General features: G+C 62.8%; 28 protein-coding genes, 1 tRNA gene and 1 pseudogene. 18 read left to right on the top strand and 12 right to left on the bottom strand.

Annotation, left to right across the window (positions count from 1 at the left end):
- Positions 1-262: 262 nt before the first annotated feature.
- Both EGO55_RS01510 and radC read right to left on the bottom strand, forming a co-directional pair.
- The gene (locus tag EGO55_RS01510) at positions 263-1,012 is read right to left on the bottom strand and encodes an NRDE family protein (RefSeq protein ID WP_021689218.1); all 750 of its coding nucleotides are present in this window, start codon (positions 1,010-1,012) and stop codon (positions 263-265) included.
- The gene (radC, locus tag EGO55_RS01505) at positions 1,012-1,704 is read right to left on the bottom strand and encodes a RadC family protein (protein ID WP_021689217.1); all 693 of its coding nucleotides are present in this window, start codon (positions 1,702-1,704) and stop codon (positions 1,012-1,014) included. Before radC ends, EGO55_RS01510 begins: the two co-directional genes overlap by 1 nt.
- A gap of 28 nt (positions 1,705-1,732) precedes the next feature.
- Between radC and EGO55_RS21810 the strand changes: the two are divergent.
- The 8 genes and pseudogenes from EGO55_RS21810 (at position 1,733) to EGO55_RS01460 (ending at position 8,427) form a co-directional block, all read left to right on the top strand.
- Positions 1,733-4,959: pseudogene (locus EGO55_RS21810) on the top strand (intermembrane phospholipid transport YdbH family protein).
- Positions 4,960-5,040: 81 nt separating this feature from the next.
- The gene (locus EGO55_RS01490) at positions 5,041-5,241 is read left to right on the top strand and encodes a YnbE family lipoprotein (RefSeq protein ID WP_021689215.1); all 201 of its coding nucleotides are present in this window, start codon (positions 5,041-5,043) and stop codon (positions 5,239-5,241) included.
- Positions 5,241-5,627 carry a DUF1318 domain-containing protein gene (locus EGO55_RS01485; protein ID WP_021689214.1) on the top strand — a complete coding sequence of 129 codons (387 nt, stop codon included), beginning with the start codon at positions 5,241-5,243 and terminating at the stop codon, positions 5,625-5,627. The genes EGO55_RS01490 and EGO55_RS01485 overlap by 1 nt, the downstream gene beginning before the upstream one ends.
- A 187-nt stretch (positions 5,628-5,814) precedes the next feature.
- Positions 5,815-6,132 (top strand): AtpZ/AtpI family protein, encoded by a 318-nt coding sequence (locus tag EGO55_RS01480; RefSeq protein ID WP_021689213.1) that lies wholly within the window; start codon positions 5,815-5,817, stop codon positions 6,130-6,132.
- 58 nt (positions 6,133-6,190) lie between these two features.
- The gene (locus tag EGO55_RS01475; RefSeq protein ID WP_210766617.1) at positions 6,191-6,985 is read left to right on the top strand and encodes a F0F1 ATP synthase subunit A; all 795 of its coding nucleotides are present in this window, start codon (positions 6,191-6,193) and stop codon (positions 6,983-6,985) included.
- 60 nt (positions 6,986-7,045) lie between these two features.
- Positions 7,046-7,273 carry a F0F1 ATP synthase subunit C gene (locus EGO55_RS01470; RefSeq protein ID WP_021689211.1) on the top strand — a complete coding sequence of 76 codons (228 nt, stop codon included), beginning with the start codon at positions 7,046-7,048 and terminating at the stop codon, positions 7,271-7,273.
- 82 nt (positions 7,274-7,355) lie between these two features.
- Positions 7,356-7,850, top strand: a complete 495-nt coding sequence (locus tag EGO55_RS01465) for a F0F1 ATP synthase subunit B family protein (RefSeq protein ID WP_021689210.1) — start codon at positions 7,356-7,358, stop codon at positions 7,848-7,850.
- Positions 7,843-8,427 carry a F0F1 ATP synthase subunit B family protein gene (locus tag EGO55_RS01460; protein ID WP_021689209.1) on the top strand — a complete coding sequence of 195 codons (585 nt, stop codon included), beginning with the start codon at positions 7,843-7,845 and terminating at the stop codon, positions 8,425-8,427. Before EGO55_RS01465 ends, EGO55_RS01460 begins: the two co-directional genes overlap by 8 nt.
- 126 nt (positions 8,428-8,553) lie before the next feature.
- Here the strand turns inward: EGO55_RS01460 and EGO55_RS01455 are convergent, their stop codons facing one another.
- The 4 genes from EGO55_RS01455 to EGO55_RS01440 form a co-directional block, all read right to left on the bottom strand.
- Entirely contained in the window at positions 8,554-9,603 is a 1,050-nt protein-coding gene (locus EGO55_RS01455) for a 2-hydroxyacid dehydrogenase (RefSeq protein ID WP_283234540.1), read from the bottom strand.
- Positions 9,604-9,673: 70 nt separating this feature from the next.
- Positions 9,674-11,380, bottom strand: a complete 1,707-nt coding sequence (gene rpsA, locus EGO55_RS01450; protein WP_040715082.1) for a 30S ribosomal protein S1 — start codon at positions 11,378-11,380, stop codon at positions 9,674-9,676.
- A 296-nt stretch (positions 11,381-11,676) separates the two neighbouring features.
- Entirely contained in the window at positions 11,677-12,237 is a 561-nt protein-coding gene (locus tag EGO55_RS01445; protein ID WP_021689206.1) for an HdeD family acid-resistance protein, read from the bottom strand.
- 101 nt (positions 12,238-12,338) lie between these two features.
- The gene (locus EGO55_RS01440) at positions 12,339-13,208 is read right to left on the bottom strand and encodes a LysR substrate-binding domain-containing protein (protein ID WP_021689205.1); all 870 of its coding nucleotides are present in this window, start codon (positions 13,206-13,208) and stop codon (positions 12,339-12,341) included.
- 75 nt (positions 13,209-13,283) lie between these two features.
- On the opposite strand from EGO55_RS01440, the gene EGO55_RS01435 reads away from it, so the two are divergent.
- The gene (locus tag EGO55_RS01435) at positions 13,284-14,318 is read left to right on the top strand and encodes a YeiH family protein (RefSeq protein WP_021689204.1); all 1,035 of its coding nucleotides are present in this window, start codon (positions 13,284-13,286) and stop codon (positions 14,316-14,318) included.
- Between the two features lie 22 nt (positions 14,319-14,340).
- Here EGO55_RS01435 and cmk read toward each other — a convergent pair whose 3' ends face one another.
- From cmk to aroA, 3 genes are read right to left on the bottom strand one after another with little or no spacing between them, the layout of a single operon-like run.
- Entirely contained in the window at positions 14,341-14,967 is a 627-nt protein-coding gene (gene cmk, locus EGO55_RS01430; protein ID WP_021689203.1) for a (d)CMP kinase, read from the bottom strand.
- Positions 14,964-15,212: a CBU_0592 family membrane protein gene (locus EGO55_RS01425; RefSeq protein WP_021689202.1), complete on the bottom strand. Its 249-nt coding sequence runs from the start codon at positions 15,210-15,212 to the stop codon at positions 14,964-14,966. Before EGO55_RS01425 ends, cmk begins: the two co-directional genes overlap by 4 nt.
- The gene (gene aroA, locus EGO55_RS01420; RefSeq protein ID WP_040715081.1) at positions 15,209-16,537 is read right to left on the bottom strand and encodes a 3-phosphoshikimate 1-carboxyvinyltransferase; all 1,329 of its coding nucleotides are present in this window, start codon (positions 16,535-16,537) and stop codon (positions 15,209-15,211) included. The genes EGO55_RS01425 and aroA overlap by 4 nt, the downstream gene beginning before the upstream one ends.
- Positions 16,538-16,739: 202 nt before the next feature.
- Here aroA and EGO55_RS01415 point away from each other — a divergent pair, with 202 nt between their 5' ends.
- The 9 genes from EGO55_RS01415 (at position 16,740) to EGO55_RS01375 (ending at position 22,895) form a co-directional block, all read left to right on the top strand.
- Positions 16,740-17,060 (top strand): FYDLN acid domain-containing protein, encoded by a 321-nt coding sequence (locus EGO55_RS01415; RefSeq protein WP_021689200.1) that lies wholly within the window; start codon positions 16,740-16,742, stop codon positions 17,058-17,060.
- Positions 17,061-17,250: 190 nt separating this feature from the next.
- Positions 17,251-17,326: transfer RNA gene (locus EGO55_RS01410), tRNA-Ala, on the top strand.
- A gap of 109 nt (positions 17,327-17,435) precedes the next feature.
- Entirely contained in the window at positions 17,436-18,896 is a 1,461-nt protein-coding gene (gene ffh, locus EGO55_RS01405) for a signal recognition particle protein (RefSeq protein ID WP_021689199.1), read from the top strand.
- Positions 18,897-18,928: 32 nt separating this feature from the next.
- The gene (rpsP, locus tag EGO55_RS01400) at positions 18,929-19,402 is read left to right on the top strand and encodes a 30S ribosomal protein S16 (protein ID WP_021689198.1); all 474 of its coding nucleotides are present in this window, start codon (positions 18,929-18,931) and stop codon (positions 19,400-19,402) included.
- Positions 19,403-19,408: 6 nt separating this feature from the next.
- Positions 19,409-19,900 (top strand): ribosome maturation factor RimM, encoded by a 492-nt coding sequence (gene rimM, locus EGO55_RS01395; protein WP_021689197.1) that lies wholly within the window; start codon positions 19,409-19,411, stop codon positions 19,898-19,900.
- Positions 19,897-20,643: a tRNA (guanosine(37)-N1)-methyltransferase TrmD gene (gene trmD / locus EGO55_RS01390; RefSeq protein ID WP_021689196.1), complete on the top strand. Its 747-nt coding sequence runs from the start codon at positions 19,897-19,899 to the stop codon at positions 20,641-20,643. The genes rimM and trmD overlap by 4 nt, the downstream gene beginning before the upstream one ends.
- A complete protein-coding gene (rplS, locus tag EGO55_RS01385; protein WP_021689195.1) occupies positions 20,640-21,017 on the top strand; it encodes a 50S ribosomal protein L19 in 378 nt (125 codons plus the stop codon). The genes trmD and rplS overlap by 4 nt, the downstream gene beginning before the upstream one ends.
- Positions 21,018-21,140: 123 nt before the next feature.
- Complete coding sequence (locus EGO55_RS01380; protein WP_021689194.1) at positions 21,141-21,785, top strand: DUF1287 domain-containing protein; 645 nt, start codon at positions 21,141-21,143, stop codon at positions 21,783-21,785.
- Positions 21,786-21,869: 84 nt separating this feature from the next.
- Entirely contained in the window at positions 21,870-22,895 is a 1,026-nt protein-coding gene (locus EGO55_RS01375) for an aspartate-semialdehyde dehydrogenase (protein WP_021689193.1), read from the top strand.
- A 92-nt stretch (positions 22,896-22,987) separates the two neighbouring features.
- On the opposite strand, the gene EGO55_RS01370 is transcribed toward EGO55_RS01375, so the two are convergent.
- The 3 genes from EGO55_RS01370 to EGO55_RS01360 are packed head-to-tail and all read right to left on the bottom strand — an operon-like array spanning position 22,988 to position 26,103.
- The gene (locus EGO55_RS01370; RefSeq protein ID WP_021689192.1) at positions 22,988-24,568 is read right to left on the bottom strand and encodes an MDR family MFS transporter; all 1,581 of its coding nucleotides are present in this window, start codon (positions 24,566-24,568) and stop codon (positions 22,988-22,990) included.
- Between the two features lie 4 nt (positions 24,569-24,572).
- Positions 24,573-25,652: an HlyD family secretion protein gene (locus EGO55_RS01365; protein ID WP_021689191.1), complete on the bottom strand. Its 1,080-nt coding sequence runs from the start codon at positions 25,650-25,652 to the stop codon at positions 24,573-24,575.
- Positions 25,645-26,103, bottom strand: a complete 459-nt coding sequence (locus EGO55_RS01360) for a MarR family winged helix-turn-helix transcriptional regulator (RefSeq protein WP_040715022.1) — start codon at positions 26,101-26,103, stop codon at positions 25,645-25,647. The genes EGO55_RS01365 and EGO55_RS01360 overlap by 8 nt, the downstream gene beginning before the upstream one ends.
- Between the last annotated feature and the right edge of the window lie 68 nt (positions 26,104-26,171).

The following is a 26,171-nucleotide window of genomic DNA, read 5'->3' as shown; positions in this document are numbered from 1 at the left end:
AAGCCGTTTGCTGGCCCGCTGTTGCGGCGCATGTCGTGCGGCGGGGTGTTGCGCCCGTCCGGAAAGCCGCAGAAATCGCAGGGGGGTGACACAGGTGACACAGTTCAGGGGCATTGTGTCACCCCCGGGGTGCAGCCCCCGTGCTTGCACCCGCAGGGCGCGCTGTGGATGGGCGAAGACAGGCATGGCCCCGCTATGTCAGGTTCGGGGGAGTAGGAAAATGCCCTGTGCGATGGCGCGGCGGAGCGGGGGCTTTCGCGGGTCAGCCGGTCGGCCAGCGGAACGGCAGCACGGTTTCCCCGGTTGGGTTTCCCTCCGCATCGAACCGGCGTTCCGCAATCAGCCCATGCCCGTCGCGGGTTACGGTGATGACCGTGCTGCAACGCGTGCCGTAAACCGGATTGCGAATGAACACGGGGGCATAAGGTGGTTCTGGGCCATCGCTCTCCAAGGGATCGGCAGGCGGCGGCGAATCGTCGCGCAAGGCATCGAACAGCGTGGCTGTGGCCTGCGGCCCATCGCCCGGCGATTCCTGCGCCAGCCATTGGGCCAGTGCGGTGTTAAGCTGGCGGGTCTTGGGCCAGGGGCAGGCGAAAGCGCCGTTGGATAGCCCGTGAACCCCCGACGGCAGCGGTTCGCGCGTCGTGTCCGGGTAGTTCGTCAAAATGGAAGAATTACGAGGATTGGCAATCAATACGTTGAATGGATTGTATATTTCTAGTTCTCCAGGCGTTTGCCCGGCCAACAGCCCGACCACCAGTTGCCCGCGAGAGGCGCGGTCGGGTTGCGGGTAGCCGGGGGCGCGGTAATTGGTGATCAGCACCATTCGCCCGGCTTCGGCCACGCCCAGCCATGTCCCGCCTGCCTGCAGATCGCGCCCGGCCAGAATGCCGCTGCCATCGTCCCACCGCGCCAGCGGGGCCGAGGGGCGGACGTGGTATTCATCGCGGTTGGCCGCAACCACCATCAACCAGTCGGGGTGCGCATCCCAGGCCATCGCGGCAATGCACATCAGACGAGCCCCTTGGCGCGCAAGGACACATGCCCCTGCCGCCCGATGATGACATGATCGTGTACGGTGACGCCCAGCAGCCGCCCGGCTTCGGCAATGCGACCGGTGATCTGGATGTCGGCCTTGCTCGGTTCGGGCAAACCGGAAGGATGGTTGTGCACGATGATCAGCGCGGTGGCGCCTATATCCAGCGCCTTGCGAATCACTTCACGCGGGTGGATCGCGGCTTCATCCACCGAACCATCACCGACATGGTGATCGAGGATCAGATGGTTCTGTGTGTTGAGATAGAGCACGCGCACGCGCTCCACTGTCAGATGCGCCATGTCGATATGGAGATAGTCGATCAGGGCCTGCCAACTGGCCAGTACCGGCTGCTGCTGCACTTCGTTGCGGGCCATGCGCCGCGCCGCCACGCCCACGATTTTCAACGCGGCGGCACTGACCGCCCCCATGCCCGGCACTTCGGCCAATGCGGCGGGATCGGCATTGATCGCACCTGCCAGCGAACCGAACCGTTGGATCAGCGCTTTGGCTACCGGCTTGGTGTCGCCCCGGCTGTTGGCTGCAAACAGAAGATATTCAAGGACTTCGTAATCGGCCAGCGCCTCCGCCCCGCCATCCAGCAGGCGCTGGCGCAAACGGGCGCGATGACCGGCGGAATCGTGCGGTTTCGCCTTTTCTCCGCCCAAGGGAAACATCCTCCGCTCTTGTTCATTCATGAAGGGGCAATCGCTGCAATGCATTGCCTTTCCGGGGCCATATGCGCAAGTGTGGGTAACAATGGGCAATCAGCATGACGATATGGACCAGTTGCCTGACGCGGCATCCTCCGCCCGGCGCAGGCGTTGGCCGCGCTTTCTGCTGGGTCTGGTCGGCGGGCTGGTCGTGCTTCTGGCTATCGCCTGGTTCTCACGCGAACGGATCGCGGACAACCTGATTGCCAGTCAGCTGGAAAGCTACGGTGTTCCAGCGACTTACAAGATCGAGCAGATCGGTCCGTCGCAACAGGTGCTGACCGATATCGTGATTGGCGATCCGCAACGCCCCGATCTCACGGTTGCGCGCGCGGAAATCAGCATTCTGCAACGTTTTGGCTGGCCCCGGATTCAGCGCGTGAAAGTCGTCCGCCCGCGGCTGTTCGGAACGGTCCGCAACGGCACGCTGAGTTTCGGCAAACTCGATCCCCTGCTGTTCGACAACACCAGCAAGGAACCGTTCAAACTGCCGGCCTTCGATCTGGTGCTGGAAGACGGTCGCGGCCTGCTTGAAACCGATTTCGGCCCGGTTGGGCTGAAAGCCGAAGGCAAGGGCGGTTTGCGCAACGGCTTTGCCGGGATTCTCGCGGCCACGGCCCCCAGCCTTGCCGGGCAGGGCTGCACGGCGAACCGCACGACCTTTTTCGGCAAGATCAGCATCGCGCGCGCGCGCCCGAAGATTGAAGGGCCTGCGCGGCTCGAATCGCTGCTTTGCGAAGAACAGGGGATCGCGCTGCGCAATGCTGCGCTGGGCATCGCGGCCCGTGCGGATGAGACGTTTGCCGATATCGACAGCACATTCGACCTGCGCAGTGGGGCAGGGCGCTTCGGCGGTGTGACGCTGACCGGGGTGAATGGCAGCGGCGATTTTTCGCTGACAAAAGGTACTGTGAACACGCGCTACAACGTGGTCATGCGGGGGATGCATTCGCCCTATGCCGCCTCGCCGGTGCTGACCGGCAAGGGCCATCTGCGCGGGGAACCGGGCGCTGGTCGCTTTGAATGGAACGGCGACTGGGAAGGCAATGGCGTGCGGCTGGGGCGGCAGATCGACGATACCCTGGCCAGCCTCGCCGGATCGGGCGAAGGCACTTTGCTGGCGCCGATTGTGGATCAGATGCGCGCGGCGCTGCAGCGCGAAGGGCGCGGCAGCCGTCTGGTGGCGGAGACCGTGCTGCGCAAGACGCCCGACAGCCTCAATCTCGTCATGCCGCAGGCCACGTTGCGCGGCGGGGGCGGGGCGACGCTGCTGGCCCTGTCGCGTATCCAGTATTCCCGGCAAGGCACGGCGCCGGGGCGTTTGCTGGGCAGTTTCAGCACGGGTGGGCGTGGATTGCCGCAGATGACCGGGCGGATGGAACAGCAAGACGGCGGCAAGGCCGTCTTGCGGATGACCATGCCCGAATATCGCGCGGGCACCAGCAGCCTGGCGGTCCCCGAACTGGTGCTGGTGCAGAACGCGCAGGGCATGCTGGGCTTTTCCGGATCGGTCCGTGCAAATGGGCCTTTGCCCGGCGGGCAAACGCAAGGGCTGGTGCTGCCCGTTTCGGGCAACTGGTCGCAGGCTTTCGGGCTGGCGCTGTGGCGGGAATGCGCGGACATCCGGTTTGACCGGCTGGAACTGGGCGGAGCGCGCTTCGAAAAACGCGGGATCACCCTTTGTCCGCAGCGGAGCAGCGCGATTGTCCGCAGCGATCGGGCCGGCACGCGGATTGCCGCGGGCACCACGGGCCTCGATCTGGCGGGGCATCTGGGGGAAAGCCCGGTGCGCGTGCGCAGCGGCGCGCTCGGCTTTGCCGTGCCCGGCATGCTGGCGGCGCGCGATCTCGATGTCCGGCTGGGGCCGCCCGATACCGAATCCCGCTTCCTGCTGTCGCGACTCGACGCGCGAATCGGCAAGAATATCGCGGGCCAGTTCACCAATGCCGACGTGAAACTGGCGGCTGTGCCGCTCGACCTGTTCGGCGCGCGGGGGACTGGCGCTATGACAATGGCCGGCTGCTGCTCGCCAATGCGCAATTGCAGGTGGAAGACCGTCAGAAGCCGGGCCGGTTCGAACCGCTCACCGCGCAAGGTGCGGATCTGACGCTGGACAATAATGTCATTCTTGCCAATGCCTTGATGCAGAATCCCAAGAGTGGACGGGATGTTATGCGCGTGGCCATCACGCATGATCTGGGCAGCGCCACCGGTCATGCCGATCTCAATGTCGGCAATCTCGTGTTTGATGACCAGTTGCAGCCCGACATGCTGACCGGGCTGGCGCTGGGTGTTGTCGCCAATGCCAAGGGCACTGTTACCGGGACTGGCCGGATCGACTGGACCCCGGCGGGTGTAACCAGCACCGGCCGCTTCTCCACCCAGTCGCTCGATCTGGCGGCGGCGTTCGGCCCGGTGCAGGGGGCTTCGGGCACAATCGTGTTCACCGACCTGCTCGGCATGGTCACCGCGCCGAACCAGCAGCTGAAAATCGCGGGAATCAACCCCGGCATCGAAGTGCGCGACGGGGTGCTGACATATGACATGAAGCCCAATTTCGTGCTGGATATCCATGGCGCGCGCTGGCCGTTCATGGATGGGACGCTGACGCTGGAGCCGACGCGTATGCGGCTGGGCGAAGCAGAAACCCGCCGTTACACGCTGACTGTCGACGGGCTGGACGCGGCGGTCTTTGTCCAGCGGATGGAACTGGGCAATATCATGGCCACGGGCAAGTTCGACGGGACCCTTCCCTTGGTGTTCGATCAGGACGGGGGGCGTATCGAAGGCGGCAGGCTGGCATCGCGTGCGCCGGGCGGGAATGTCTCCTATCTCGGAGAACTGACCTATAAAGACTTGTCTGCAATGGGGAATTTTGCGTTCGATGCCCTGCGTTCGATCGATTACGGGGAAATGCAGGTGGATATGAACGGTTCGCTGGCTGGCGAAATCCTCACCCGTGTCAGTTTCGACGGGCTGAGCCAGGGGCAGGGGGCGTCGAAGAATTTCATCACCAAGCAGGTCGCCAAGTTGCCGATCCATTTCAACGTCAATATCAAGGCGCCGTTTTTCAGCCTCTTTGGTTCGTTCAAGTCGCTTTACGATCCGACGCTTGTACCCGACCCGGCCAAGCTGGGCCTGATCGGTGCGAAGAAACCGCCCGTGTCGGGCAGTACCGCCAATGAACGTCGTTCAGCGACCAGTCAGTGAGACCATGCGATGAAACAGCCAAGATTGACCGAATGCGAACCGGCTGCGACAGGGTGCACCACACAGAGAAGGCAGCAGGCAATGCGAAGGTCATACAGTGGCGCCGTGGGTGCCATGGCGATGTTGATAGGCGGGGCATTGGCAAGTGCCGGCTGCGTTTCGGTTTCCGCACCGGACAAGCCGATTGTCATCGAACTGAATATCAACATCAAACAGGAAGTCGTTTATAAGCTGGACAAGGGTGTCCAGGACATGATTGAACAGAATTCGGAGATTTTCTGATGTCTGCCCAAGGTTTTACGCGTGCTTTCGGAGCGGCTGTACTGGCTGCCATGGTGCTCGTCCCGGGTTCGGCCATGGCGCAGCGCGATCCGGCCTATGCCGCCGCGCGCGCGGCTGGCCAGGTTGGTGAGAAGACCGATGGTTATCTCGCGGCACTGGGCGGCGGTGGCGCGGTGTCATCGATTGTCGATGACCTCAATATCAAGCGCCGGGCCGCCTATACCAGCGAAGCGCGCACCCAGTCGGCCACGGTCGATCAGGTGGCGTTCGTGGCCGGGTGCCGGAATATCGCCCGCACACAAGCGGGGGAAAAGTATCAGGCCCCCGATGGCTCGTGGCAGACCCGCGGCGCCGGGGCGCCCAACCGCGATTCCCGCTGTCCGTAACGCCTGAACGCGTTCATTTGGCCTGTTTTGCCGCCCCGCAGAATTCTGCCGGGGCGGCTTTTCTTTACGTGGAGCCGACAATCCGGCCCCCGCCCGGTTGACTCGGCAAATCGCCCCGCCTAAGGGGTCCGCGCCCTCGGCGAGCAGGTCTTTGCCCGTGCGTTGCTACCTGATAAAGGAACAAGGCATGAGCGAAGATGAAACTGGCCGGGAACCCATTGGCGAAGATGCGCGGATCGACGCGCTTGAGGAGCGGCTCAGGGCCGCCCGCGAGCGGGAGGATGTGCGTAATCGTCCGCAGGTGCAGGGGGCTGATGCGAATTATCGCCTCGGCAACCGCGTACTGGCGGAATTGCTGGGGGGTATCGGTGGTGGCGCGCTGATCGGTTGGGTAATCGACCGGTTTGCGGGCACTTCACCGTGGGGCCTGTTGGTGATGATGTTTCTTGGGATCATCGTTGCCTTCAGGAATATCATCCGGATTTCGAACCGGCGCTCCGATTGATCCCATTGCGGGGGTTTGAGGGGCGCTGTCTGTTCAAGTGGCTCAGGGATTTACGCAAGTGGCAGCCGAGCAGGCCAAAGTCGACCCGATGCACCAGTTTGCGATTCAGCCGATGTTCGGCTCTGCGCACTGGGAAATTGCCGGTTACAACATCGCTTTCACCAACTCCGCCCTGTGGATGGCGATCTCGGCGGTTGCGCTGTGGATCTTCATTGCCGGCGGCATGAAGCGCCAGCTGGTTCCCGGCCGGTGGCAGATGGCGGTGGAAAGCTTCACCGGTTTCATCGACGATCTTCTGAAAGCCAATGTGGGCAAGGAAGGGAAGAAGTACGTTCCGTATATCTTCTCGCTGTTCATGTTCATCCTGTTCTCGAACCTGCTGGGCCTGATCCCGCTGCCGCTGGCGATTGTCGGCGTGCACCCGTTCACGGCAACCAGCCACTTCACGGTCACCGGCGTTCTCGCGATCATCTCGTTCCTGATCGTGCTGCTGGTCGGCTTCTGGAAGCACAAGCTGCACTTCTTCTCGCTGTTCATCCCGCACGGTACGCCGCTGGTGATGATCCCGCTGATTTTCTGCATCGAACTGGTCAGCTTCCTCGTTCGTCCCTTCAGCCTCGGCCTGCGTCTTTTCGTGGCCATGATGGCTGGGCACGTTCTGCTTGAAGTGCTCTCCAGCTTCGTCATCGACGGTATCAACGCCGGCTTCGGCATTGGCCCGGTCGTTTCGATCCTCAGCTTTATCCTGATGCTTGCGATCTGCGCACTCGAAGTGCTCGTCGCCGGTATCCAGGCCTACGTTTTCGCTCTGCTCAGCTCGCTGTACATCAACGACGCTGAACATCTTCACTGAGTTTAATCCATCATCACGGAACTGCGTTCCACACGGATGTAAAGAAAAGGAGTTATTCAAATGGACCAAGAAGCAGCCAAGCTGATCGGTGCAGGCCTCGCAGCAATCGGCGCCGGTATGGCCGCCATCGGTGTGGGTAACGTGTTCGGCTCGTTCCTCGAAAGCGCTCTGCGTAACCCGGGCGCCGCTGACGGTCAGCAGGGCCGCCTGTTCATCGGCTTCGCCGCCGCCGAACTTCTGGGCCTTCTGTCGTTCGTCGTTGCGATGATCCTGATCTTCGTCGCCTGACGAAATCTGAAGACCGCTCCGGCCGGGCCTCGCGTTCCGGCCGGGGATCCATTTTTGTTGCGCCAGACCTCGGGACCAACCGATGCCTCAGATAGCCCAGCTCGCCGAAACCTATTCCAGCCAGATTTTCTGGTTGCTGGTGATTTTCGGGTTCGTCTTTTTCGTTATTGGCAAGGGCATGGTTCCCAGAGTGATGGGAACCGTTGAACTGCGGGATAAGCAGATCAACGATGACCTCGCCGGGGCAGAAGCCGCCCGCAATCAGGCCAATGCCGAAGAAGAAGCATGGCGCCAGCGCGAGAATGAAAATCGCGCGCAAGCCCAGGCTCTTGTTGCCAAGGCGAAAGCCGATGCGGCCATCGCTTCGGAAGGCAAGCTTGCCGCCGCCCAGGGGCGGATCGACGAGAAGCTCAGTGCAGCCGAGGCGAAAATCGCCGAAGCCCGCACGTCCGCTCTCGCCGAACTCGAAAGCGTTGCCAGCGAAGCAGCCCAGACTATCGTTGAAAAGCTGGCCGGGGTGAGCGTTCCCGCGACATCGGCCTCCTCCGCCGTCAAGAAAGTGCTGAGCAATGGCTAATCCTGCCGCTGAACACGCCGTGGATGCTGTGGATCACAGCGCACACACAACCGCGACGGTCGAACATCCCGCTGGTGGCGAAGGCGCCCATCACGGTCCTGAAGCGCTCAGCCTGGGTGCGTCGGGCTGGGTCGGCATGGCCATGCTGGTGTTCATCGTTCTGCTGATCTGGAAGAAGGTTCCGGCGGTCATCACCGGCGGGCTGGATACCAAGATCGCCGAAATCAAGCATCAGCTTGACGAAGCGAAGCAGTTGCGTGCCGAAGCCGAAGCGCTCCGTCAGGAATATGCGAACAAGATCGCCAATGCCGAAAAGGACGCGGCGGCCATGATCGAGCATGCGCAGCACGAAGCCAGCGGCATTGTCGCGAAGGCCGAAGCGGACACCGAAGCGATGATCGCCCGCCGTCAGAAGATGGCGGAAGACAAGATCGCCGCTGCGGAACGCGGTGCGGTGGATGAACTGCGCGCCAAGGCCGCCAGTGTGGCAAGCGCTGCGGCACGCGGGCTCATCGCTGAAAAGCATGATGCCAGCGCCGACAAGAAGCTGGTCGACGAAGCGATCGCCACGATCTGATCGTCAGCCAGTTCGGCAAGACAAGAGCCCTCCGCGAAAGCGGGGGTTTTTTGTATGCGCGGTCGCCCTGATGTTGGCATGTCCTCGATCTGCGTATGGGCCCTTCGCCGAGTGTGGGTGGGGTGGTCAGACCGCGCCCGGCAAATGCCGCGATTCCGCCACCGGGGTGAGCGGCTTCCCCTGAGTGAACCAGGCAATCAGATTATCGACGACGAGTTGTCCCATCGCCGCGCGGGTGGCGACGGAGCCGGAACCGACATGGGGCAGCAGCACCACGTTCGCCATCGCGATCAATGCGGCGGGGACATGGGGCTCGTTGACATAGACGTCCAGCCCGGCGGCCGCGATCGTGCCATCCTGCAGGGCCGCAATCAGGGCCTCTTCATCCACCACGCTCCCGCGGGAGACATTGATCAGCACGCCTTGCGGCCCGAGGGCGGTGAGCACCGGGCGATCGACCAGATGCGTGGTCGCATCTCCGCCGGGCACAATCACGATCAGGACGTCGCAGGCTTGCGCGAGGCTACGGGCGTCCGGGAAGTAGGCATAGGGGACGTCGGGCTGCCGATGGCGTCCGCAATAGGCGATAGCGAGATCGAACGCGGCAAGCCTGCGGGCAATGGCCTTGCCGATTGCGCCCAGCCCGAGAATGCCGATCTGGCGGCCCTGTAGCGTTGCTGAAAGCGGGAAGGGCTGGGTGGCCCAGCGGCCTTCGCGAACATAGCGGTCGGCCTGCGGAATCCGGCGGATCGTGGCAAGCAGCAGACCCACGGTCAGGTCCGCGACTTCGGCATCCAGCACGCCGGGGGTATTGGTGACGATAACCCCGCGCTCGGCCGCCGCGCGCGCGTCGACATTGTCATAACCGACCCCGAAATTGGCGACGATCTGCAGATGCGGCAGGCGGTCGAACAGGCGGCTGTCGATCTGTCCGGCGAGCGTGTTGGCGGCAATGCCGACAATCGCATCGCGCGTTGTCGGGGGCAGGGCGTCGGCCCCACCCAGTTCCCATAGCCGGTGTGCGGTAAAGCGCGCGTCCAGCGCCGCCATCACGGCGAGGGGCATGGGGGCGGCGACAAGGATATCAGGGCGAATCATGCGCCCGACTATAGCGCGCCGCCGCGGATCGACGACAGGCTGCGTGGCGTGCGGTTTGCGGCCGGGCGTGGCCCCCATAGCAAAAGCCCGCCCGCTCCGAAGAGCGGACGGGCCTCTGACTGGTGCCGGTAAGGCCTGTGGCCGAAGCTTACTGCTTCTGCTTCAGAGCCTCGCCGAGGATGTCGCCGAGCGATGCACCCGAATCGGACGAACCGTACTGTTCGACGGCTTCCTTTTCTTCGGCCAACTGGCGGGCCTTGATCGAGAAGTTCGGCTTCTTCGAACGGTCGAAACCGGTAACCATGGCGTCGACCTTCTGGCCGGCCTGGAAACGGTCGGGACGCTGTTCGTCACGGTCACGGCCGAGATCCGAACGCTTGATGAAGCCGGTTGCGCCATCGTCGCCAGCCTGCACTTCGAGGCCGCCATCGCGGACTTCGAGAATGGTGACTGTGACGACTTCGCCGCGACGGAGCGAACCGCTCGACGAAGTGCCGCCGGCTGCCGGAGCGCCCTTTTCGAGCTGCTTCATACCGAGGCTGATGCGTTCCTTTTCGACGTCCACGTCGAGGACGACGGCCTGAACTTCTTCACCCTTGCGGTGCAGAGCCAGTGCGTCTTCGCCCGAGATGCCCCATGCGATGTCGGACATGTGGACCATGCCGTCCACATCGCCATCGAGGCCGATGAACAGGCCGAATTCGGTCGCGTTCTTGACTTCGCCGGCGACAGTCGAACCAACCGGGTGCTTTTCTGCAAAGGCTTCCCAGGGGTTCTGCTGGGCCTGCTTGAGGCCGAGGCTGATGCGGCGCTTGTCCGAATCGACTTCGAGAACCATGACGTCGACTTCCTGGCTGGTCGAAACGATCTTGCCGGGGTGGACGTTCTTCTTGGTCCAGGACATTTCCGAAACGTGGACCAGGCCTTCGATGCCAGCTTCCAGTTCCACGAAGGCACCGTATTCGGTGATGTTCGTGACCGTGCCCGACAGCTTCGCGCCAACCGGGTACTTGGCGGCGACGCCATCCCACGGATCGCTTTCGAGCTGCTTCATGCCGAGGCTGATGCGCTGCGTATCCTGGTTGATGCGGATGATCTGGACCGAAACGCTGTCGCCGATGTTGACGACTTCGCTCGGGTGGTTGACGCGCTTGTAGCTCATGTCGGTGACATGGAGCAGGCCGTCGATGCCGCCGAGATCAACGAACGCACCGTAATCGGTGATGTTCTTCACGACGCCGTCGATCACCTGGCCTTCGGACAGCTTGTCGATCAGTTCGCTGCGCTGTTCTGCGCGGGTTTCTTCGAGAACCGCACGGCGCGAAACGACGATATTGCCACGGCGGCGATCCATCTTGAGGATCTGGAACGGCTGCGGCATGTCCATCAGCGGGCCTACATCGCGCACGGGGCGGATATCGACCTGCGAACCGGGCAGGAAGGCCACGGCGCCATCGAGGTCGACAGTGAAGCCGCCCTTGACGCGGCCGAAGATGCGGCCTTCGACGCGCTTGCCTTCGCCGAATTCGGATTCAAGCTTGTCCCAGGCGGCTTCGCGGCGGGCGCGGTCGCGGCTGAGCATGGCTTCGCCATCGGCGTTTTCGACGCGGTCAACGAAGACTTCCACTTCGTCGCCAACGCTGAGGCCGTGGGGCTGATCGCCATGGGAAAATTCGCGCAAGGCAACGCGGCCTTCGCTCTTCAGGCCTACGTCGATGATGACGTTGCCGTTTTCGATGGCAGTGATGGTGCCCTTGACAACGCGGCCTTCGAAGCCGCCGTCGTCGGCGCCGCCGAGCTGTTCATCAAGGAGTTTCGCGAAATCGTCGCGAGTGGGGTTTGCCGTTGAGGCCATGTACATGTTCCTGACTTACGATTTCCGGCCAGGCGGTTGTTTCCGCCGGTCTTTTCTCCGCCGTGGCACCATTGCCGTGGCGGGCCAAAGGGCCGAACTGCCACGGTGGCCGAATGCCCGCCGCAGCATCCCCAACCCGCTGAGGGGTGAGGACGGGGCGCGCATATGGGATGGGGCCATGAATAGCAAGAAAAATGCGGCTTTTCGGGGCCGGGATGAGCCAGCCCGGGGCCGCATGGGGCCAGCGCGAACCCTTGCATCCGGGGCAAGGTTCGCGCTGGCGGAACCGCGGGCGATCAGAGCGCGCGTGTGGCCTGGCGTGTGGCCAGTGCCAGCGTGATCAGAAATACCCCGCGGAACAGGAAGCTCGCCGCGATGATGAAGGCGAGATAGAGCAGGCTCGTTTCCGGGCTGGAGAGAAACAGGATCGCGCCGAGAATGACGTCGAGGATACCCAGAAACAGGCGCCAGCCCTTGTCATGCGTACCCTGTATGGCGCTGACGATTTCCACGATGCCCGCCGCGAAGAGCCAGAACCCCAGCATCCACACGATCGAGGCTGCACCGGCCAGCGGGATGAACAGCAGCGCGATACCGGCTGCGAGCGCCAGCAGGCCAAGCAAAATTTCGACCCAGCGCCCTCTGTGTGCGAAAGCGGAAAAGCCCGAAACGATCGCGGATATGCCGTAAACGATGAGCATGATCGCCAAGAGGAAGCCGGCTGCGAAACCAGTCGCTACGGGGTTGAGCAGGGCCAGCACGCCAATCGCGATGACAATCAGGCCATAAGCGAGAATCCATCCCCATGCGGAACGCGCTGCATGCAAGGCGGGGTTATCTGTCCGGTCCGTTTCCATGATCACCTTTCCTCAACGATTATTGCTTTGTTTCACCAGTTTACGCCGATTTGGAAAATACGCGACCCCGTGTTGCGGGGCCGGATGATCGCAACTGGCCATCACAGTTCTGCGATGAAGGCCTGCATCGCCTTGCCCGGATGCCGGGCGCGATGGGTGAGCATGGTGAAAGTGCGATCGGGCAGGGGCCACGCCAGCCGGGCGACAGTGCCTGCCGCCACGCGCGGCGCCGCGGCCAGATCAGAAACGGCGGTGATCAGATCGCCAGCTTCCACCGCCTCGAGAACCGCGCCATTGGAAGGCAGTTCCAGCACGACCTGAAGGCTTTCGGGATTCACGCCGGTTTGGGCCAGCCCGGCCATGGTGTGATCGCGGGTGCCGGAACCCGGTTCGCGCAGGACCCAGCGGGCTTTTCCCAGATCGCCATGCGTGATGCGCCCCCTGGCAAGCGCATGGCCGGGCGCGCCATAGAGGCTGATACGGTCGCCGCCCACGGCCTCCTGCGCCAGCAGATCTTCCACGATTCTGCCTTCGACAAAACCGATATCGGCATCGCCCGCCATGATCTGTGCCGCCGCTTGCATGGTGTTGCCCACCCGCAGCGTCAGCGCGATATGCGGATAGCGTGCGGCAAACCGGGCCATGCGCCGTGGCAGCCAATATGTTGCCACCGTCTGGCTGGCGGCGATGCGCACGGTGCCCCGGGTCAGCCCGGAAAGATCGGCCAGCACCTGACGGGCGGCTTCCGCACGGGCCAGCACGGCACGGGCTTCGGGCAGGAACACGCGCCCGGCCTCGCTCAGTTCCAGCCGCCTGCCAACGCGATCGAACAGGCGGGTGGCGTGGCGTTCTTCCAGCGCGGCAATGGCGGCGCTGATCGATGGCTGTGTCCTGTGCAGCCGCTCGGCCGCGCGCGTCATGCTGAGCATGTCCGCCACGGTGACGAAGATCTGCAACTGATCGAGAGTCATGAAATAGATATGATCTATTAAAAATACAAAATCAATCGATTGGATTTATGATAAGGCAAGGGCCAGTCCGAAGGTATGAACTGGGTTTCAGCCTTCCGCACCGTTTTTCCGGGTCTTGCGCTGTGCGTGGCAGTCGCGCTGCTTGCCGCGATGCTGCAAGTGCTGGGGCAGCTTGTGCTGGGCCAGTCGTGGCTGGAAGCGCTGGTGATTGCGATCTTGCTCGGTTCGTTGCTGCGTACGCTGTGGGCCCTGCCGGATACATGGGCGCCGGGTATCCGGTGCGCGGCCAAGGGGGTGCTCGAACTGGCGATTGCCCTGTTGGGCGCATCGATCAGTTTCGGCGCGATTGCCGATGCCGGGCTGCCGCTGTTGCTGGCCATTGTGGTAACGGTCAGCGGTGCGATTGCGGGCAGCTATGTGCTGGGCCGTGCGATGGGTCTGTCATCGCGCATGGCGATGCTGGTGGCGTGCGGCAATGCCATTTGCGGTAATTCCGCCATTGCCGCCATTGCCCCGGTGATCCGTGCGGAAAGCGAGGATGTGGCCGCCTCCATCGCCTTTACGGCGGTGTTAGGAATCGTCGTGGTGCTGGCTTTGCCGCTGGTCGCCGGGCTGCTCGATCTGGGGCCGGTGGCAGGCGGTATCCTTGCCGGATTGACCGTTTACGCCGTGCCGCAGGTGCTGGCTGCCGCAGGCCCGATGGGCGGTATGGCGGTGCAGGTCGGGACATTAGTCAAACTGGTGCGGGTGCTGATGCTGGGGCCGATTGTGGCGGGGTTGTCGCTGCTGATGATCGGCCGCAAGAACGCGGAAAGCCATGCGCGCGACCTTGCGCGCGGATCGCTGGTCAGGCTTGTCCCCCCGTTCATTGTCGCCTTCCTCGCATTGGCGAGCGTGCGTTCACTTGGGCTCATGCCCGAACAGGCTGCACACGTGGCCCACACGGCCAGCGGGGGGCTGACAGTGATCGCCATGGCCGGGCTGGGGCTGGGCGTCGACGTGCGCAGTATCTGGGCCGCAGGGCCGCGCAGCGTGTTCGTGGTCACCGCATCGCTGCTGCTGCTGGGCACACTGGCCTATGCCGCGATGCGCCTGACCGGGTTGGCATGATGGGGTAACCCGTTGTGCGTAATCAGCTTTGGCCGATCCGCTTTTCGACCAGCGCGATGGCGGCGGCGATGGCCGCGTCACGGTCCAGTTCCGATGTGTCGAACAGCACGGCGTCGGGCGCCGGGACAAGCGGGGATTGCGCACGGGTGCGGTCGCGCGCATCGCGGGCGGCCAGATCGGCGGCAATCGCATCGCGGGTGACAGGGTCGCCGCGTTTGCACATTTCAAGATAGCGCCGCTGCGCGCGGGCATCGACCGATGCGGTCACGAACAGTTTTATCGTGGCGTCCGGGGCGATCACCGTGCCGATGTCGCGGCCATCGAGAACCGCGCCGCCCTGCTGTGCGGCAAAGGCGCGCTGCCGTTCAAGCAGGGCCGCACGCACGCCGGGGTGGACGGAGACGCGGCTGGCAAGCCCGCCGGTTTCCTCGCTGCGGAGCATGGGGTCGGCCAGCAGATCCTCCGAAAACGTGCAGGCTGCCAGTGCATCTGCGGCCTCGTCGGGATCGCCGCCGTTCAGCACGACCTGCCGCCCGACCGCGCGATAGAGCAGCCCGGTGTCGAGATGGGGCAGGCCAAAATGCGCGGCGAGCGCTTTGGCGATCGTGCCTTTGCCCGATGCCGTGGGGCCATCGACGGCAATGATCATGCGCTGCGTTCCCGCAGAGCCTTCACCAGCCCCCAGATCGCGATGGAGGCCCAGAAGAATTCCAGCACCAGCGAGGCGGGGTTCATGTTCACCAGCAACGAAACGGTCAACAGCGCCGCGCCCAGCAGGTTCACCCCGTGCTGGATGAACGGGTTCGGGTTCGCCCGCCAGGTGATGTACGCATAGGCAAAGATGATGCAGGCCATCCCTGCGAAGCCGAACAGGTTCGCGGTGGCAGGGCTCATTGCGCCAACCCGTCGAGCAGGGCTTCGAAATTGGGAAAGCTGGTTGCGATGGGGCGGGTGTCGTCCACTTCCACCCCGGCATCGCTGGCGAGACCAGCCACCGCCATGCTCATCGCGATGCGGTGATCGAGGTGGGTCGCCACCGCTGTGCCGGTTCCGCCGGGCAGGCGCGCGCCGCCGCTGCCGTGAATGACGAGGCCATCCTCACGTTCTTCGACCGCGACCCCGATAGAGGAAAGCGCCGTGGCCATGACCGCGAGACGATCCGATTCCTTCACGCGCAATTCGTCGAGCCCCGCTGTCACCGTGCGGCCTTCCGCCAGAGCGGCGGCCACGAACAGCACGGGGAATTCGTCGATCATGCTGGGCGCGACGGCGGGGTCCACCGTGATGCCGTGCAGCGGGGAATGGCAAACGCGCAGATCGGCCACCGGTTCACCCCCCACGATGCGCGGGTTGATCTCTTCGATCCGGCCACCCATGGCGCGCAGGACTTCCACCAGCCCGGCACGGGTCGGGTTAAGGCCGACATTTTCGATCACCAGATCGCTGCCGGGCACGATCAGTGCGGCCACGATGAAAAACGCAGCCGAGGATGGGTCACCCGGCACTTCGATTGTCTGGGGTTTCAGTTCCGCTTCGCCGCGAATGCGGATCACGCGTTCCCCGTCTTGTTCCTCGACTGTCAGATCCGCGCCAAAACCGGTCAGCATGCGTTCCGAATGATCGCGCGTGGGGATGGGCTCAATCACCGTGGTCACGCCCGGGGTGTTGAGGCCCGCCAGCAGGATCGCGCTTTTGACCTGTGCGGAAGCAACCGGCAGGCGATAGGTGATGGGCACAGCAGGCGCCGCGCCGCGAATCATCAGCGGCAGGGTCTGGCTGCCGTTCGGTCCCGGCGTCGCGGTGAAGGCGGTGCCCATCTGCGCCAGCGGGTCGATCACGCGGCCCATCGGGCGTTTGGAAAGGCTGGCATCGCCGGTGAACGTGGCGGTGATGCCGTGGCTGGCAATCAGCCCCATGAGCAGGCGGGTGGATGTGCCGCTATTGCCCATTTCCAGTGCGCGATCGGGCTGCAGCAAGCCGCCGACGCCCACGCCATTGATATACCAGGTGCCATTGTCGTCGCGGCGGATCGTCGCGCCCATCGCGCGCATCGCATCGGCGGTGGCCATGACATCCTCGCCTTCGAGCAGGCCGGTCACGCGGGTTTCCCCCACGGCTAGCGCACCGAACATCACCGCGCGGTGGCTGATCGACTTGTCGCCGGGCACCTTGATCGTCCCCCGCAGCGGACCGCCTGCGACAAAACGGCGCGGGCGCATGGCAGGGTCGTGAAGGAGCGATTCGGCGGCAGGCATGAAACTTGACTTTCTCGTTGGAGAGGGGCTTTGGGCGCGGCGGCTTTTGACAGCGCCTGCCTCCTATGGCAAGGCGCGCGCCGCGCTCCTTCAGGGAGCTTTACGATATCGTATGAATTGCGCATGTTTATGCTGCCGGTAACGGCGGCCTATTTGAGGATTATCCATGGTTAAGGCTGAATGGGGCACCAAGCGTACCTGCCCGAAATGCGCCACCCGCTTCTATGACCTGGGCAAGGATGAACCGGCGACCTGCATCGATTGCGGCGCCCAGTGGTTTCCCGAGCCTGTGCTGAAGTCGAAGCAGCCGATTCCTTTTGAGGAAGAGAAAGAGCAGAAGGTCGAGGATCAGGATGCTGATCTGGCTGATGACGATCTGGACGATATCGATGATGACGGCGATTCACCGGATAACGATGTCGATCTGGGCGGCGATGACGATCTCGGCGTGCCGGGTGCGTCGGACGACGAAGACGAAGACAACTGATACCTGTCGGGGGCCGGTTTTTCGGCTCCCGATGCAGGACCGCCCCGGCGGTTTTGCAAAGTGCAGCAGGGGATTGCCGAAAAAAATGAAATCCCCTCTTGCCAAGGTTGGAGCCTGCTTCTAGAGGGCGGCTCCCAGCCAATGAGGCAGGGCCGATGAACCTCCCAGGGATATCGGAATTGAATGGAACGGGGCCGTAGCTCAGCTGGGAGAGCGCTACAATGGCATTGTAGAGGTCAGGGGTTCGATCCCCCTCGGCTCCACCATTCAGGACATAAAACGGTTCCTGTGAACCGTACGCTGGCCGACGAGTTTTCGTCCGCCGGCGTTTTTCGCGTTTAACACCGTTCTGCGGTGTAAGGAGTGACGAAGCGCATGTTCGACAGCCTTTCCGATCGTCTGGGCGGCGTATTCGATCGCCTGCGCGGGCGCGGTGCGCTGAACGAACAGGATGTGCGCGATGCGATGCGCGAAGTGCGCGTCGCCCTCCTGGAAGCCGATGTCGCGCTGCCGGTTGCCCGCCGCTTCATCGATGCCGTCACCGAAAAGGCCGTTGGCCATCAGGTTCTGAAATCGGTCACGCCGGGCCAGCAGGTCGTCAAGATCGTCAATGACGAACTGGTCGCGATGCTGGGCGGGGAAGAGGTTGTCGGCCTCAATCTCGAGGCGCGTCCGCCGGTTGTGGTGATGATGGTCGGCCTGCAAGGCTCGGGCAAGACCACCAGCACGGCCAAGCTGGCCAAGCTGCTGAAAGAAAAGCAGGGCAAGAAGGTGATGATGGCGTCGCTCGACGTCAATCGCCCCGCAGCGCAGGAACAGCTCGCCGTTTTGGGGGAGCAGACCGGTGTCGCCACCCTGCCGATTATCAAGGGACAAGCCCCGGTCGATATCGCCACGCGCGCGCTGCAATCGGCAAAGTTGCAGGCGGTCGATGTTCTGATGCTCGACACGGCGGGCCGTCTCCACGTTGACGATGCCCTGATGGCCGAAATGAAGGCTGTCGCCGCGATTTCCACGCCGCAGGAAGTGCTGCTGGTGGTCGATTCGCTGACGGGTCAGGATGCGGTCAACGTCGCGCAGAGCTTTACCGCCGGTGTCGATCTGACCGGTGTGGTACTGACCCGGATGGATGGCGATGCGCGCGGCGGTGCGGCGCTGTCGATGCGTGCGGTCACGGGCAAGCCGATCAAGTTTGCCGGTACCGGTGAAAAGCTCGATGCGATCGAGCCGTTCCATCCCGGCCGCGTTGCCAGCCGCATTCTCGGCATGGGCGATGTCGTTTCGCTCGTCGAAAAGGCCGCTGCGGTCGTCGAGAAGGAAGAAGCGGAACGCCTCGCGGAACGGATGATGAAGGGGCAGTTCGATATGAACGACCTTCGCAGCCAGTTGCGCCAGATGCAGAACATGGGCGGTCTGGGCATGCTCGCCGGGATGATGCCGGGCATGAAGAAAGCCAAGGCCGCGATGGCGGCCAGCGGCATGAACGACAAAGTGCTGGTGCATATGGATGCGATTATCGGCTCCATGACCCCGAAAGAGCGCCAGCGCCCCGAACTGCTTAACGCCAAGCGTAAAAAACGCATTGCGGCAGGCGCCGGCATGGAAGTGCAGGACGTCAACAAGCTCCTGAAAATGCATCAGGAAATGGGTCGCGCGATGAAGCAGATCAAGAAGATGGGCGGGCTCAAGGGGCTGGGCGCGCTGTTCGGCAAGGGCGGCCTTGATGCCGCTATGCCGGGCCTTGGCGCCGGTGGCCCCGGCGGCGGGCTGGGTGGTCTTGGCGGTGGTGCCAATATCCCGCCCGAGCTGCAGAATTTGTTGAATAAAAAGAATTAATTTCAGTAATTTAAGATAGAAAGGTTACACCAATGGCAATTTCCCTGCGTCTGTCGCGCGGTGGTGCGAAGAAGCGCCCTTATTACCGCATCGTGGTTGCTGACGTCCGTTCGCCCCGCGACGGCAAGTATCTGGAACAGGTCGGCACCTACAACCCGGTTCTCCCCAAGGGTGACGAAAACCGCGTGAAGCTGAACGACGATCGCGTGCGTTACTGGCTCGGCGTTGGCGCACAGCCGACCGATCGCGTTGCCCGTTTCCTCGACGCCGCTGGCCTCAAGGAACGTACTGCCAAGGTGAACCTGAAGAAGGGTGAACCGGGCGAAAAGGCCAAGGAACGCGCAGAAGAAAAGGCTGCCAAGCTGGCTGAAGCGGAAGAAGCGGCCAAGGCTGCTGCCGCAGCGCCTGCTGAAGAAGCGCCCGCCGCTGAAGAAGCACCGGCCGCTGAAGCTGCAGCCGAAGAAGCACCCGCTGAAGGGGCTTCCGAGGAACAGGCAGAAGGCTGATCAGCCTTGGCACAGGACAAACCCGTCACTCTCGCGGCCATCATCGGTGCGCATGGCGTGACGGGTGAAGTCCGCCTGAAACTGTTCGGGGAGGGCGTTACCGCGCTCTCCCGTTACAGCAGTTTCAACGACGGCGCGCTCACGCTGAAAAAGCTGCGCGACGATAACAAGGGCGGCGCCATCGCCCGTTTCGCCGAAGTGACCGACCGCAACCGTGCGGAAAGCCTGCGCGGCACGGTGCTCACCATTCCGCGTTCCGCGCTGCCGGAACTGGATGAGGGCGAATACTACCACGCCGATCTGATCGGCCTTTCGGCCATTTCCACCGCCGGTGAACCGCTGGGCAGGGTGATCGCGGTCGATAATTTCGGCGCGGGTGACGTGCTCGAGATCGAGCGGCCCGATGGCAAACGTTTCATGATTCCGATGCGGGAAGAAGCCGTGGCCGAATGGAATGCGGAACGGTTGGTGGTGACGCCGGACTTTGCCGAGGCATGACCTTCAGCGCCACGATTCTGACGCTCTATCCGGAGATGTTCCCCGGTTCGCTGGGGGTCAGCCTGGCCGGTCGTGCGCTGGCGGAAGGCAAGTGGCACTGCGATACGGTGCAGATTCGCGATTTCGCGCAGGACAAGCATCGCACAGTGGATGATACGCCGGCTGGCGGCGGTGTGGGCATGGTGCTGAAAGCGGATGTTCTGGCGCGGGCGATCGATCATGCGCGCGAACGCAGCCCCGATTGCCCGGTTCTGGCCATGACCCCGCGTGGTAAACCGATCACGCAGGCGCGGATTCGCGCGCTTGCGGCCGGGCCGGGGGTGACGATCCTGTGCGGTCGGTTCGAAGGATTCGACGAACGAATCTTTGCCGGGCGCGCGGTGGAAGAAGTCGCCGTAGGCGATATCGTGCTGTCCGGCGGGGAACCTGCCGCATTGATGATTCTCGATGCTTGCATTCGGCTGCTGCCCGGCGTAATGGGCGCGACCGAAAGCGGGCATGAAGAGAGCTTCGAACAGGAGCTTCTCGAATATCCGCAATTTACCCGACCTGTTGAATGGGAAGGGCGCACGATCCCTGAAGTGCTGCGATCGGGGGATCATGCGAAGATCGCCGCCTGGCGGAAACAAAAGGCGGAGGACGATACACGGTTACGCAGACCGGACCTTTGGGAACGCCACAGGGGCGTTCGGGACCAGTCTGCCTCTGGCGCGCGGCATGAAGATAAGGACCAGGCTCAATGAACCTGATTCAGCAGATCGAGGCCGAGGAAATCGCCAAGGCCGGCAAAGATATTCCAGAATTCCGTCCGGGTGACACCGTGCGCGTCGGCGTGAAGGTCGTCGAAGGCACGCGTACCCGCGTCCAGAACTACGAAGGCGTGTGCATTGCACGTTCGAACCGTGGCATGGGCTCCAACTTCACCGTTCGCAAGATCAGCTTCGGTGAAGGCGTTGAGCGCGTGTTCCCGCTCTATTCGCCGAACATTGACAGCATTACCGTCGTCCGCCGCGGTATCGTGCGTCGGGCGAAACTTTACTATCTGCGTGGCCGCACAGGTAAACGTGCGCGCATTGCAGAACGGCGCGATTACCAGAGCGCCGGCCAGGAGGGCTAAGGCCCCACGCCGCACAACGGAAATCCGTAAAAGGGCGTACCTGGCAAACCAGCCAGGGCGCCCTTTTTCTTTTGGATTTTGTTTTTGTCCCATTCGTTCAGCACGTCGAGAAAGGAAGTGGCCATGCATATTGCGTTCTCCCGCCGCGCCGTGCTGGCCGGTGGATTGGCGGCCGGGATTGCCGGATGTTCGCGCGCATCGAATGCGCAGGCCGGTGCGGATCAGGCTTCAGGCGTGCGCAAGGCTCCGGCCGAAGCGCTGGCCCTGATCGCGGCGGCGCGGGCGCAGATTGGGGTCACGCTGGCCTATGATCCGGCCTATACCCGTCTGGCCTATCCCAATGGCGATGTGCCGCGCGAACGCGGGGTGTGTACGGATGTGGTGATCCGGGCTTACCGGGATGCGTTCGGCATCGATCTGCAGCGTGCGGTGCATGAAGATATGGCCGGGAATTTTGCCGCCTATCCGCGCAATTGGGGATTGCGCGGGGCTGATCGTAATATCGATCATCGCCGCGTGCCCAATCTGGAACGCTTCTGGCAGCGCAAGGGCAGCCGTCTGGCCATGCCGGACAGCGTGAAGGGGTGGATGCCCGGCGATCTGTTTTCCTCGCTCGTGGGCGGGCGGTTGCCCCACACGGGCATTGTTTCCGACCGGGTTTCGCCCAATGGCGTTCCTCTGGTCATTCACAATATCGGCCGCGGCACACGGGAAGAAGACCTTTCCGTTGCGGGCCGGATGATTGGCCGGTTCCGCTGGCGGGTCTGAATTTTCATGCCCCCGTGCATGCGGTGGGCGCAATCCTATTGAACACAGCCAGCGAAACGGCCGGCTAGAGTAAGGAGCAAGGACGTGGGTTATCGTGTAGCAGTTGTCGGCGCGACGGGTAATGTCGGGCGTGAAATGCTCGCCATTCTGGCCGAGCGTGAATTCCCGATCGACGAAATCGCAGCCGTGGCCAGCCCGCGCTCGACGGGCAGCGAAATCGAATTCGGCGATACCGGCAAAATGCTCAAGGTGAAGAACATCGAACACTTCGATTTCACCGGATGGGATATTGCCCTGTTCGCTGCCGGTTCTGGGCCGACGCAGATTTATGCGCCCAAGGCCGCCAGCCAGGGCTGCGTTGTGATCGACAACAGCTCGCTCTATCGCATGGACCCGGACGTGCCGCTGATCGTGCCCGAAGTGAACCCGGACGCCATCGACGGCTATACCAAGAAGAACATCATCGCGAACCCCAACTGCTCGACCGCGCAGATGGTTGTGGCGCTCAAGCCGCTGCATGATGCCGCCACGATCAAGCGCGTGGTTGTGTCGACCTACCAGTCGGTTTCCGGCGCGGGCAAGGAAGGCATGGACGAACTGTTCGAACAGAGCCGTGGCATCTTCGTGGGCGATCCGGTCACTGTGAAGAAGTTCACCAAGCAGATCGCGTTTAACGTGATTCCGCACATCGACGTGTTCCTGGACGATGGTTCGACCAAGGAAGAATGGAAGATGGTGGCTGAAACGAAGAAGATCCTCGATCCGAAGATCAAGCTGACTGCCACGTGCGTGCGCGTGCCGGTGTTCGTGGGGCACTCTGAATCGCTGAACATCGAGTTTGAAAATGAAATCTCGGCGCAGCAGGCGCAGGACATCCTGCGCGAAGCACCGGGCATCATGCTCGTCGACAAGCGCGAAGACGGCGGTTACGTGACCCCGGTCGAAGCCGCTGGCGATAGTGCAACCTATATCAGCCGCGTTCGCGAAGACCCGACGGTTGATTACGGTCTGGCGCTGTGGTGCGTGTCGGACAACCTGCGCAAGGGTGCTGCGCTCAACGCGGTGCAGATCGCGGAACTGCTTGGCCGTCGCCACCTCAAGAAGGGCTGATCTTCGGCCTGGGCAGCATGCTGTCATGAAAACGGCCCGTCCTGAGCGATCAGGGCGGGCCGTTTCCGTTCAGGGCATGGGCTAAGGGCGGGTCAGTGCCCGGTGTCTTCCGGCACGTAACGCGGCCCGGCCTTGATCTTCATGAACAGGATCAGCGGCAGGGTGGCCAGCGCAAACCACATCATCAGATAGAAATCGTCGATATAGGCGATCATCGCCGCCTGCCGGTTGATCTCCCCATCGATCATGTACAGCCCGGCATCGGCAATCGACTGGTACCGATCGACGGTCGACAGGTCGATCATGCCGCCAACGTTGCCCGACACGTGCTGCGCCAGATCGCTATGGCTGACCTGCACATTGCGGGCGAACAGCGCGGTCATGATCGAAATGCCGATGGAAGAGCCGACCGAACGGAACAGGTTCAACAGGCTCGACCCTTCGGCGCGCAACTGCGGTTTCAGGGTGGTGAAGGCCGCGACATTGATCGGCAGGAACACGAAGCCGACCCCAAGGCCCATGATCACCCCTGAAACGATTATCTCATGCTGCCCGATATCCAGCGACCAGCCCGCCATCATATAGAGCGAATAGGCCAGCAGAAGGGTTCCCAGGCTGACCAGGATGCGCGCATCGACCCCGCGCCGCACCAGCCACCCGGCAAGCTGCATCGACACCAGCGAGCCGACGCTGCGCGGAACCAGCAGCATCCCGGTATCGATCACGTTGTAACCCAGCAGGGTCTGCATCATCGGGGGCAGCAGCGCCATGTTGGCGTACATCACGATCCCGGTCACCACCATGAAGACCAGCGCGATATTGTAATTGAGATCGGCGAACAGCAACCGGTCGAACAGCGGATGCAGGGCGGTGCAGAAATGGATCACCGCCATCCACACGCAGGAGGCGATAATCGCGACGTAAATCCAGCTTTCGGTCGCGTGAAACCAGTCGATCTGGTGCCCCCGGTCGAGCAGCATCTGCAGCGCGGTGAGCGCCACGGCGACGAGCAGGAACCCGGTCCAGTCGAACGGGCGCTTCACTTTGGGTGCGGTGGGCAACTGCGCATAAAGAATCGCGAAGGCAAGCGCGCCCAGAGGCACGTTGACGTAGAAGATCCAGCGCCAGTTGGAATACTCGGTCAGGTATCCGCCGAGGACCGGCCCGATGATCGGCCCGATAATCACCCCGAAGCTCCACACGGCCATGATCGTGGCCTGTTTGCTGGGCTTGGTGGCGTCGAGCATCGAGCTTTGACTGAGCGGCAGGATGAATGCCCCGGAAACCCCCTGCAGGCAGCGGAACAGCACCATGACTTCCAGATTCCACGCCATGCCACACAGCATCGAGGCGACGACGAACCCGGCGGTGGACAGCAGGAACAGCCGTCGCGCGCCAATCCGTCCGGAAAGCCACCCGGTCGTGGGCAGGGCAACGGCGCTGGCGATGATGTAGCTTGTCAGCACCCATGTGATCGTGTCGGGCTGTGCGCCCAGCACCGATTGCATGTGTGGCAGCGCGACATTGGCGATCGTGGAATCGAGCACCTGCATCAGTGCGGCCAGCATCGTGCCGAACACCAGCAGCCGATGGTTGCCCACCGCGAAACGCGGAACGTCGCGTAGCGGTTCCGCTGCCGAGCCGTCCTGCGCCGGAACTGCGGCGCCTGCCATGGCGTCAGTGGCCCTTGTTGTTGGTGAACACGGTGATATGCGCCGAAAGGCCTGCGATCAGCTTGCGCGGGCTCTTGCTGTCAATGGCGACACGCACGGGCACGCGCTGCGTCACCTTGACCCAGTTGCCGGTGGCATTTTGCGCAGGCAGCACGGAAAATTCCGAACCCGTACCTGCACCGATCGAGGCGACATGGCCGCGCAAGGGCGCGTCGGGGTAGGCATCAAGGCGAATCTCCGCACGCTGGCCCACGCGCATGTCCTTGAGATCGGTTTCCTTGAAATTGGCTTCGACATAGCTGGCATCGCTCTTGACCAGAGTGACGAGCGGAAGCCCGGTTACCGCCAACTGCCCTTTCTGAAGGCGATCGGCTTCGGCGATAACGCCCGACGCCGGGGCACGCACTTCGGTGCGCCTGAGATCGAGTTCGGCCGTGGCGCGTTGCGCCTTGGCCACGGCGATTTGCGGATTGACGCCCGGCACGGCGGCGCCGGAAGCGAGTTTCGCCTGGGCTTCGGTCTGCCCGGCCTGTGCCGTGCGCAGCGAGGCGCGGGCCTGTTCCACCTTGTGACGGGCGGCATCGTAATCGGCCTTGGTGGTGAAACCGCGATCCCACAGCGCGCTCTGTCGGGCGAACGTGGCTTCAGCGAAGGAAATGTCTTCGCGCGCGGCAGCGATATCGGCCCCGGATAGTGCGGTATCATGCGACAGGGCGGTGACATTGGCCTGCGCGCTGGCGAGCGCGGCATCGGCCTGCTGAATTTTCAGCTGAAACGGTTGCGGATCGATACGGAACAGTAACTGCCCGGCTTCGACATGCTGGTTTTCCTTCACGAATACATCCGTGATCGGCCCGGCCACTTCCGCGCTGACGGATACCTTGTCCTGATGGAGATAGGCGTTGTCGGTCGAGACCTTGCCCTGTTGCATGGTCCAGTAAGTGACACCGCCCGCGACGATCAGCAGCGGGACGCTGATCATGGCCAGCAGGCGCAAACGCCGTGCCCCCCCGGTTCTGGTTTCGGGGATCGGTTGTTCGGATGCTTCGTGTTCGGTCCGCATATTCAGATCGGCCTCAGCCATGCGCGGTAACTTCCTTGTTTTCCGTTATTTTTTCTGACGGACTGACCAGTTGTTCGCCCATGCGGGAAAGCAGCCGATGCAAGATCTGCAATTCGTCAGAGGTAAAGGGGGATTGAATGTCGTCCACGAGTTGGTCGATCTTTTCCTGCAACACAGGCTCGAGCGCGCGGGCCTTGTCCGAACGCGACAGGAGCCGGGCGCGGCGATCGTTGGGATCGGGGCTGCGTTCGATCAGGTCCGCTTCGACCATGCGGTCCACCATCCGGCACAGGGTGATCGGTTCGACTTCGAGAACGCTCGCATAATGGGTCTGTTGCCGGCCTTCGTCCGCAGCGAGAATCATCAACAGGCGTGCCTGTGCGCCGGTCACGCCCACTTCGCGCATCCGTTCGTCAAATCTGCGGCGGATATGGCGCGCGCAATCCGAAAGAAGGTAGCCTACTGATCTCATGGTGAGGGCGGATATAATAAGTGTGCTTATTATGCAATCGGAACTGCATGAAATCGAGCGGTCGTCCG

The sequence above is a fragment of the Caenibius tardaugens NBRC 16725 genome, assembly GCF_003860345.1.
Lineage (GTDB): Bacteria > Pseudomonadota > Alphaproteobacteria > Sphingomonadales > Sphingomonadaceae > Caenibius > Caenibius tardaugens.
Note: the sequence above shows the minus strand (reverse complement) of the source record. Positions and strands in the feature narration are given on the sequence as shown.

Excerpts from the sequence above, each read along its gene's own strand:
- EGO55_RS01510 (WP_021689218.1), bottom strand. The coding sequence starts at position 1,012 with ATGTGCATTGCCGCGATGGCCTGGGATGCGCACCCCGACTGGTTGATG.
- EGO55_RS01490 (WP_021689215.1), top strand. The coding sequence starts at position 5,041 with ATGCGAAGGTCATACAGTGGCGCCGTGGGTGCCATGGCGATGTTGATA.
- EGO55_RS01485 (WP_021689214.1), top strand. The coding sequence starts at position 5,241 with ATGTCTGCCCAAGGTTTTACGCGTGCTTTCGGAGCGGCTGTACTGGCT.
- EGO55_RS01480 (WP_021689213.1), top strand. The coding sequence starts at position 5,815 with ATGAGCGAAGATGAAACTGGCCGGGAACCCATTGGCGAAGATGCGCGG.
- EGO55_RS01470 (WP_021689211.1), top strand. The coding sequence starts at position 7,046 with ATGGACCAAGAAGCAGCCAAGCTGATCGGTGCAGGCCTCGCAGCAATC.
- EGO55_RS01465 (WP_021689210.1), top strand. The coding sequence starts at position 7,356 with ATGCCTCAGATAGCCCAGCTCGCCGAAACCTATTCCAGCCAGATTTTC.
- EGO55_RS01460 (WP_021689209.1), top strand. The coding sequence starts at position 7,843 with ATGGCTAATCCTGCCGCTGAACACGCCGTGGATGCTGTGGATCACAGC.
- EGO55_RS01455 (WP_283234540.1), bottom strand. The coding sequence starts at position 9,603 with ATGGGGGCCACGCCCGGCCGCAAACCGCACGCCACGCAGCCTGTCGTC.
- rpsA (WP_040715082.1), bottom strand. The coding sequence starts at position 11,380 with ATGGCCTCAACGGCAAACCCCACTCGCGACGATTTCGCGAAACTCCTT.
- EGO55_RS01445 (WP_021689206.1), bottom strand. The coding sequence starts at position 12,237 with ATGGAAACGGACCGGACAGATAACCCCGCCTTGCATGCAGCGCGTTCC.
- EGO55_RS01440 (WP_021689205.1), bottom strand. The coding sequence starts at position 13,208 with ATGACTCTCGATCAGTTGCAGATCTTCGTCACCGTGGCGGACATGCTC.
- EGO55_RS01435 (WP_021689204.1), top strand. The coding sequence starts at position 13,284 with ATGAACTGGGTTTCAGCCTTCCGCACCGTTTTTCCGGGTCTTGCGCTG.
- cmk (WP_021689203.1), bottom strand. The coding sequence starts at position 14,967 with ATGATCATTGCCGTCGATGGCCCCACGGCATCGGGCAAAGGCACGATC.
- EGO55_RS01425 (WP_021689202.1), bottom strand. The coding sequence starts at position 15,212 with ATGAGCCCTGCCACCGCGAACCTGTTCGGCTTCGCAGGGATGGCCTGC.
- aroA (WP_040715081.1), bottom strand. The coding sequence starts at position 16,537 with ATGCGCCCGCGCCGTTTTGTCGCAGGCGGTCCGCTGCGGGGGACGATC.
- EGO55_RS01415 (WP_021689200.1), top strand. The coding sequence starts at position 16,740 with ATGGTTAAGGCTGAATGGGGCACCAAGCGTACCTGCCCGAAATGCGCC.
- ffh (WP_021689199.1), top strand. The coding sequence starts at position 17,436 with ATGTTCGACAGCCTTTCCGATCGTCTGGGCGGCGTATTCGATCGCCTG.
- rpsP (WP_021689198.1), top strand. The coding sequence starts at position 18,929 with ATGGCAATTTCCCTGCGTCTGTCGCGCGGTGGTGCGAAGAAGCGCCCT.
- trmD (WP_021689196.1), top strand. The coding sequence starts at position 19,897 with ATGACCTTCAGCGCCACGATTCTGACGCTCTATCCGGAGATGTTCCCC.
- rplS (WP_021689195.1), top strand. The coding sequence starts at position 20,640 with ATGAACCTGATTCAGCAGATCGAGGCCGAGGAAATCGCCAAGGCCGGC.
- EGO55_RS01380 (WP_021689194.1), top strand. The coding sequence starts at position 21,141 with ATGCATATTGCGTTCTCCCGCCGCGCCGTGCTGGCCGGTGGATTGGCG.
- EGO55_RS01370 (WP_021689192.1), bottom strand. The coding sequence starts at position 24,568 with ATGGCAGGCGCCGCAGTTCCGGCGCAGGACGGCTCGGCAGCGGAACCG.
- EGO55_RS01365 (WP_021689191.1), bottom strand. The coding sequence starts at position 25,652 with ATGGCTGAGGCCGATCTGAATATGCGGACCGAACACGAAGCATCCGAA.
- EGO55_RS01360 (WP_040715022.1), bottom strand. The coding sequence starts at position 26,103 with ATGAGATCAGTAGGCTACCTTCTTTCGGATTGCGCGCGCCATATCCGC.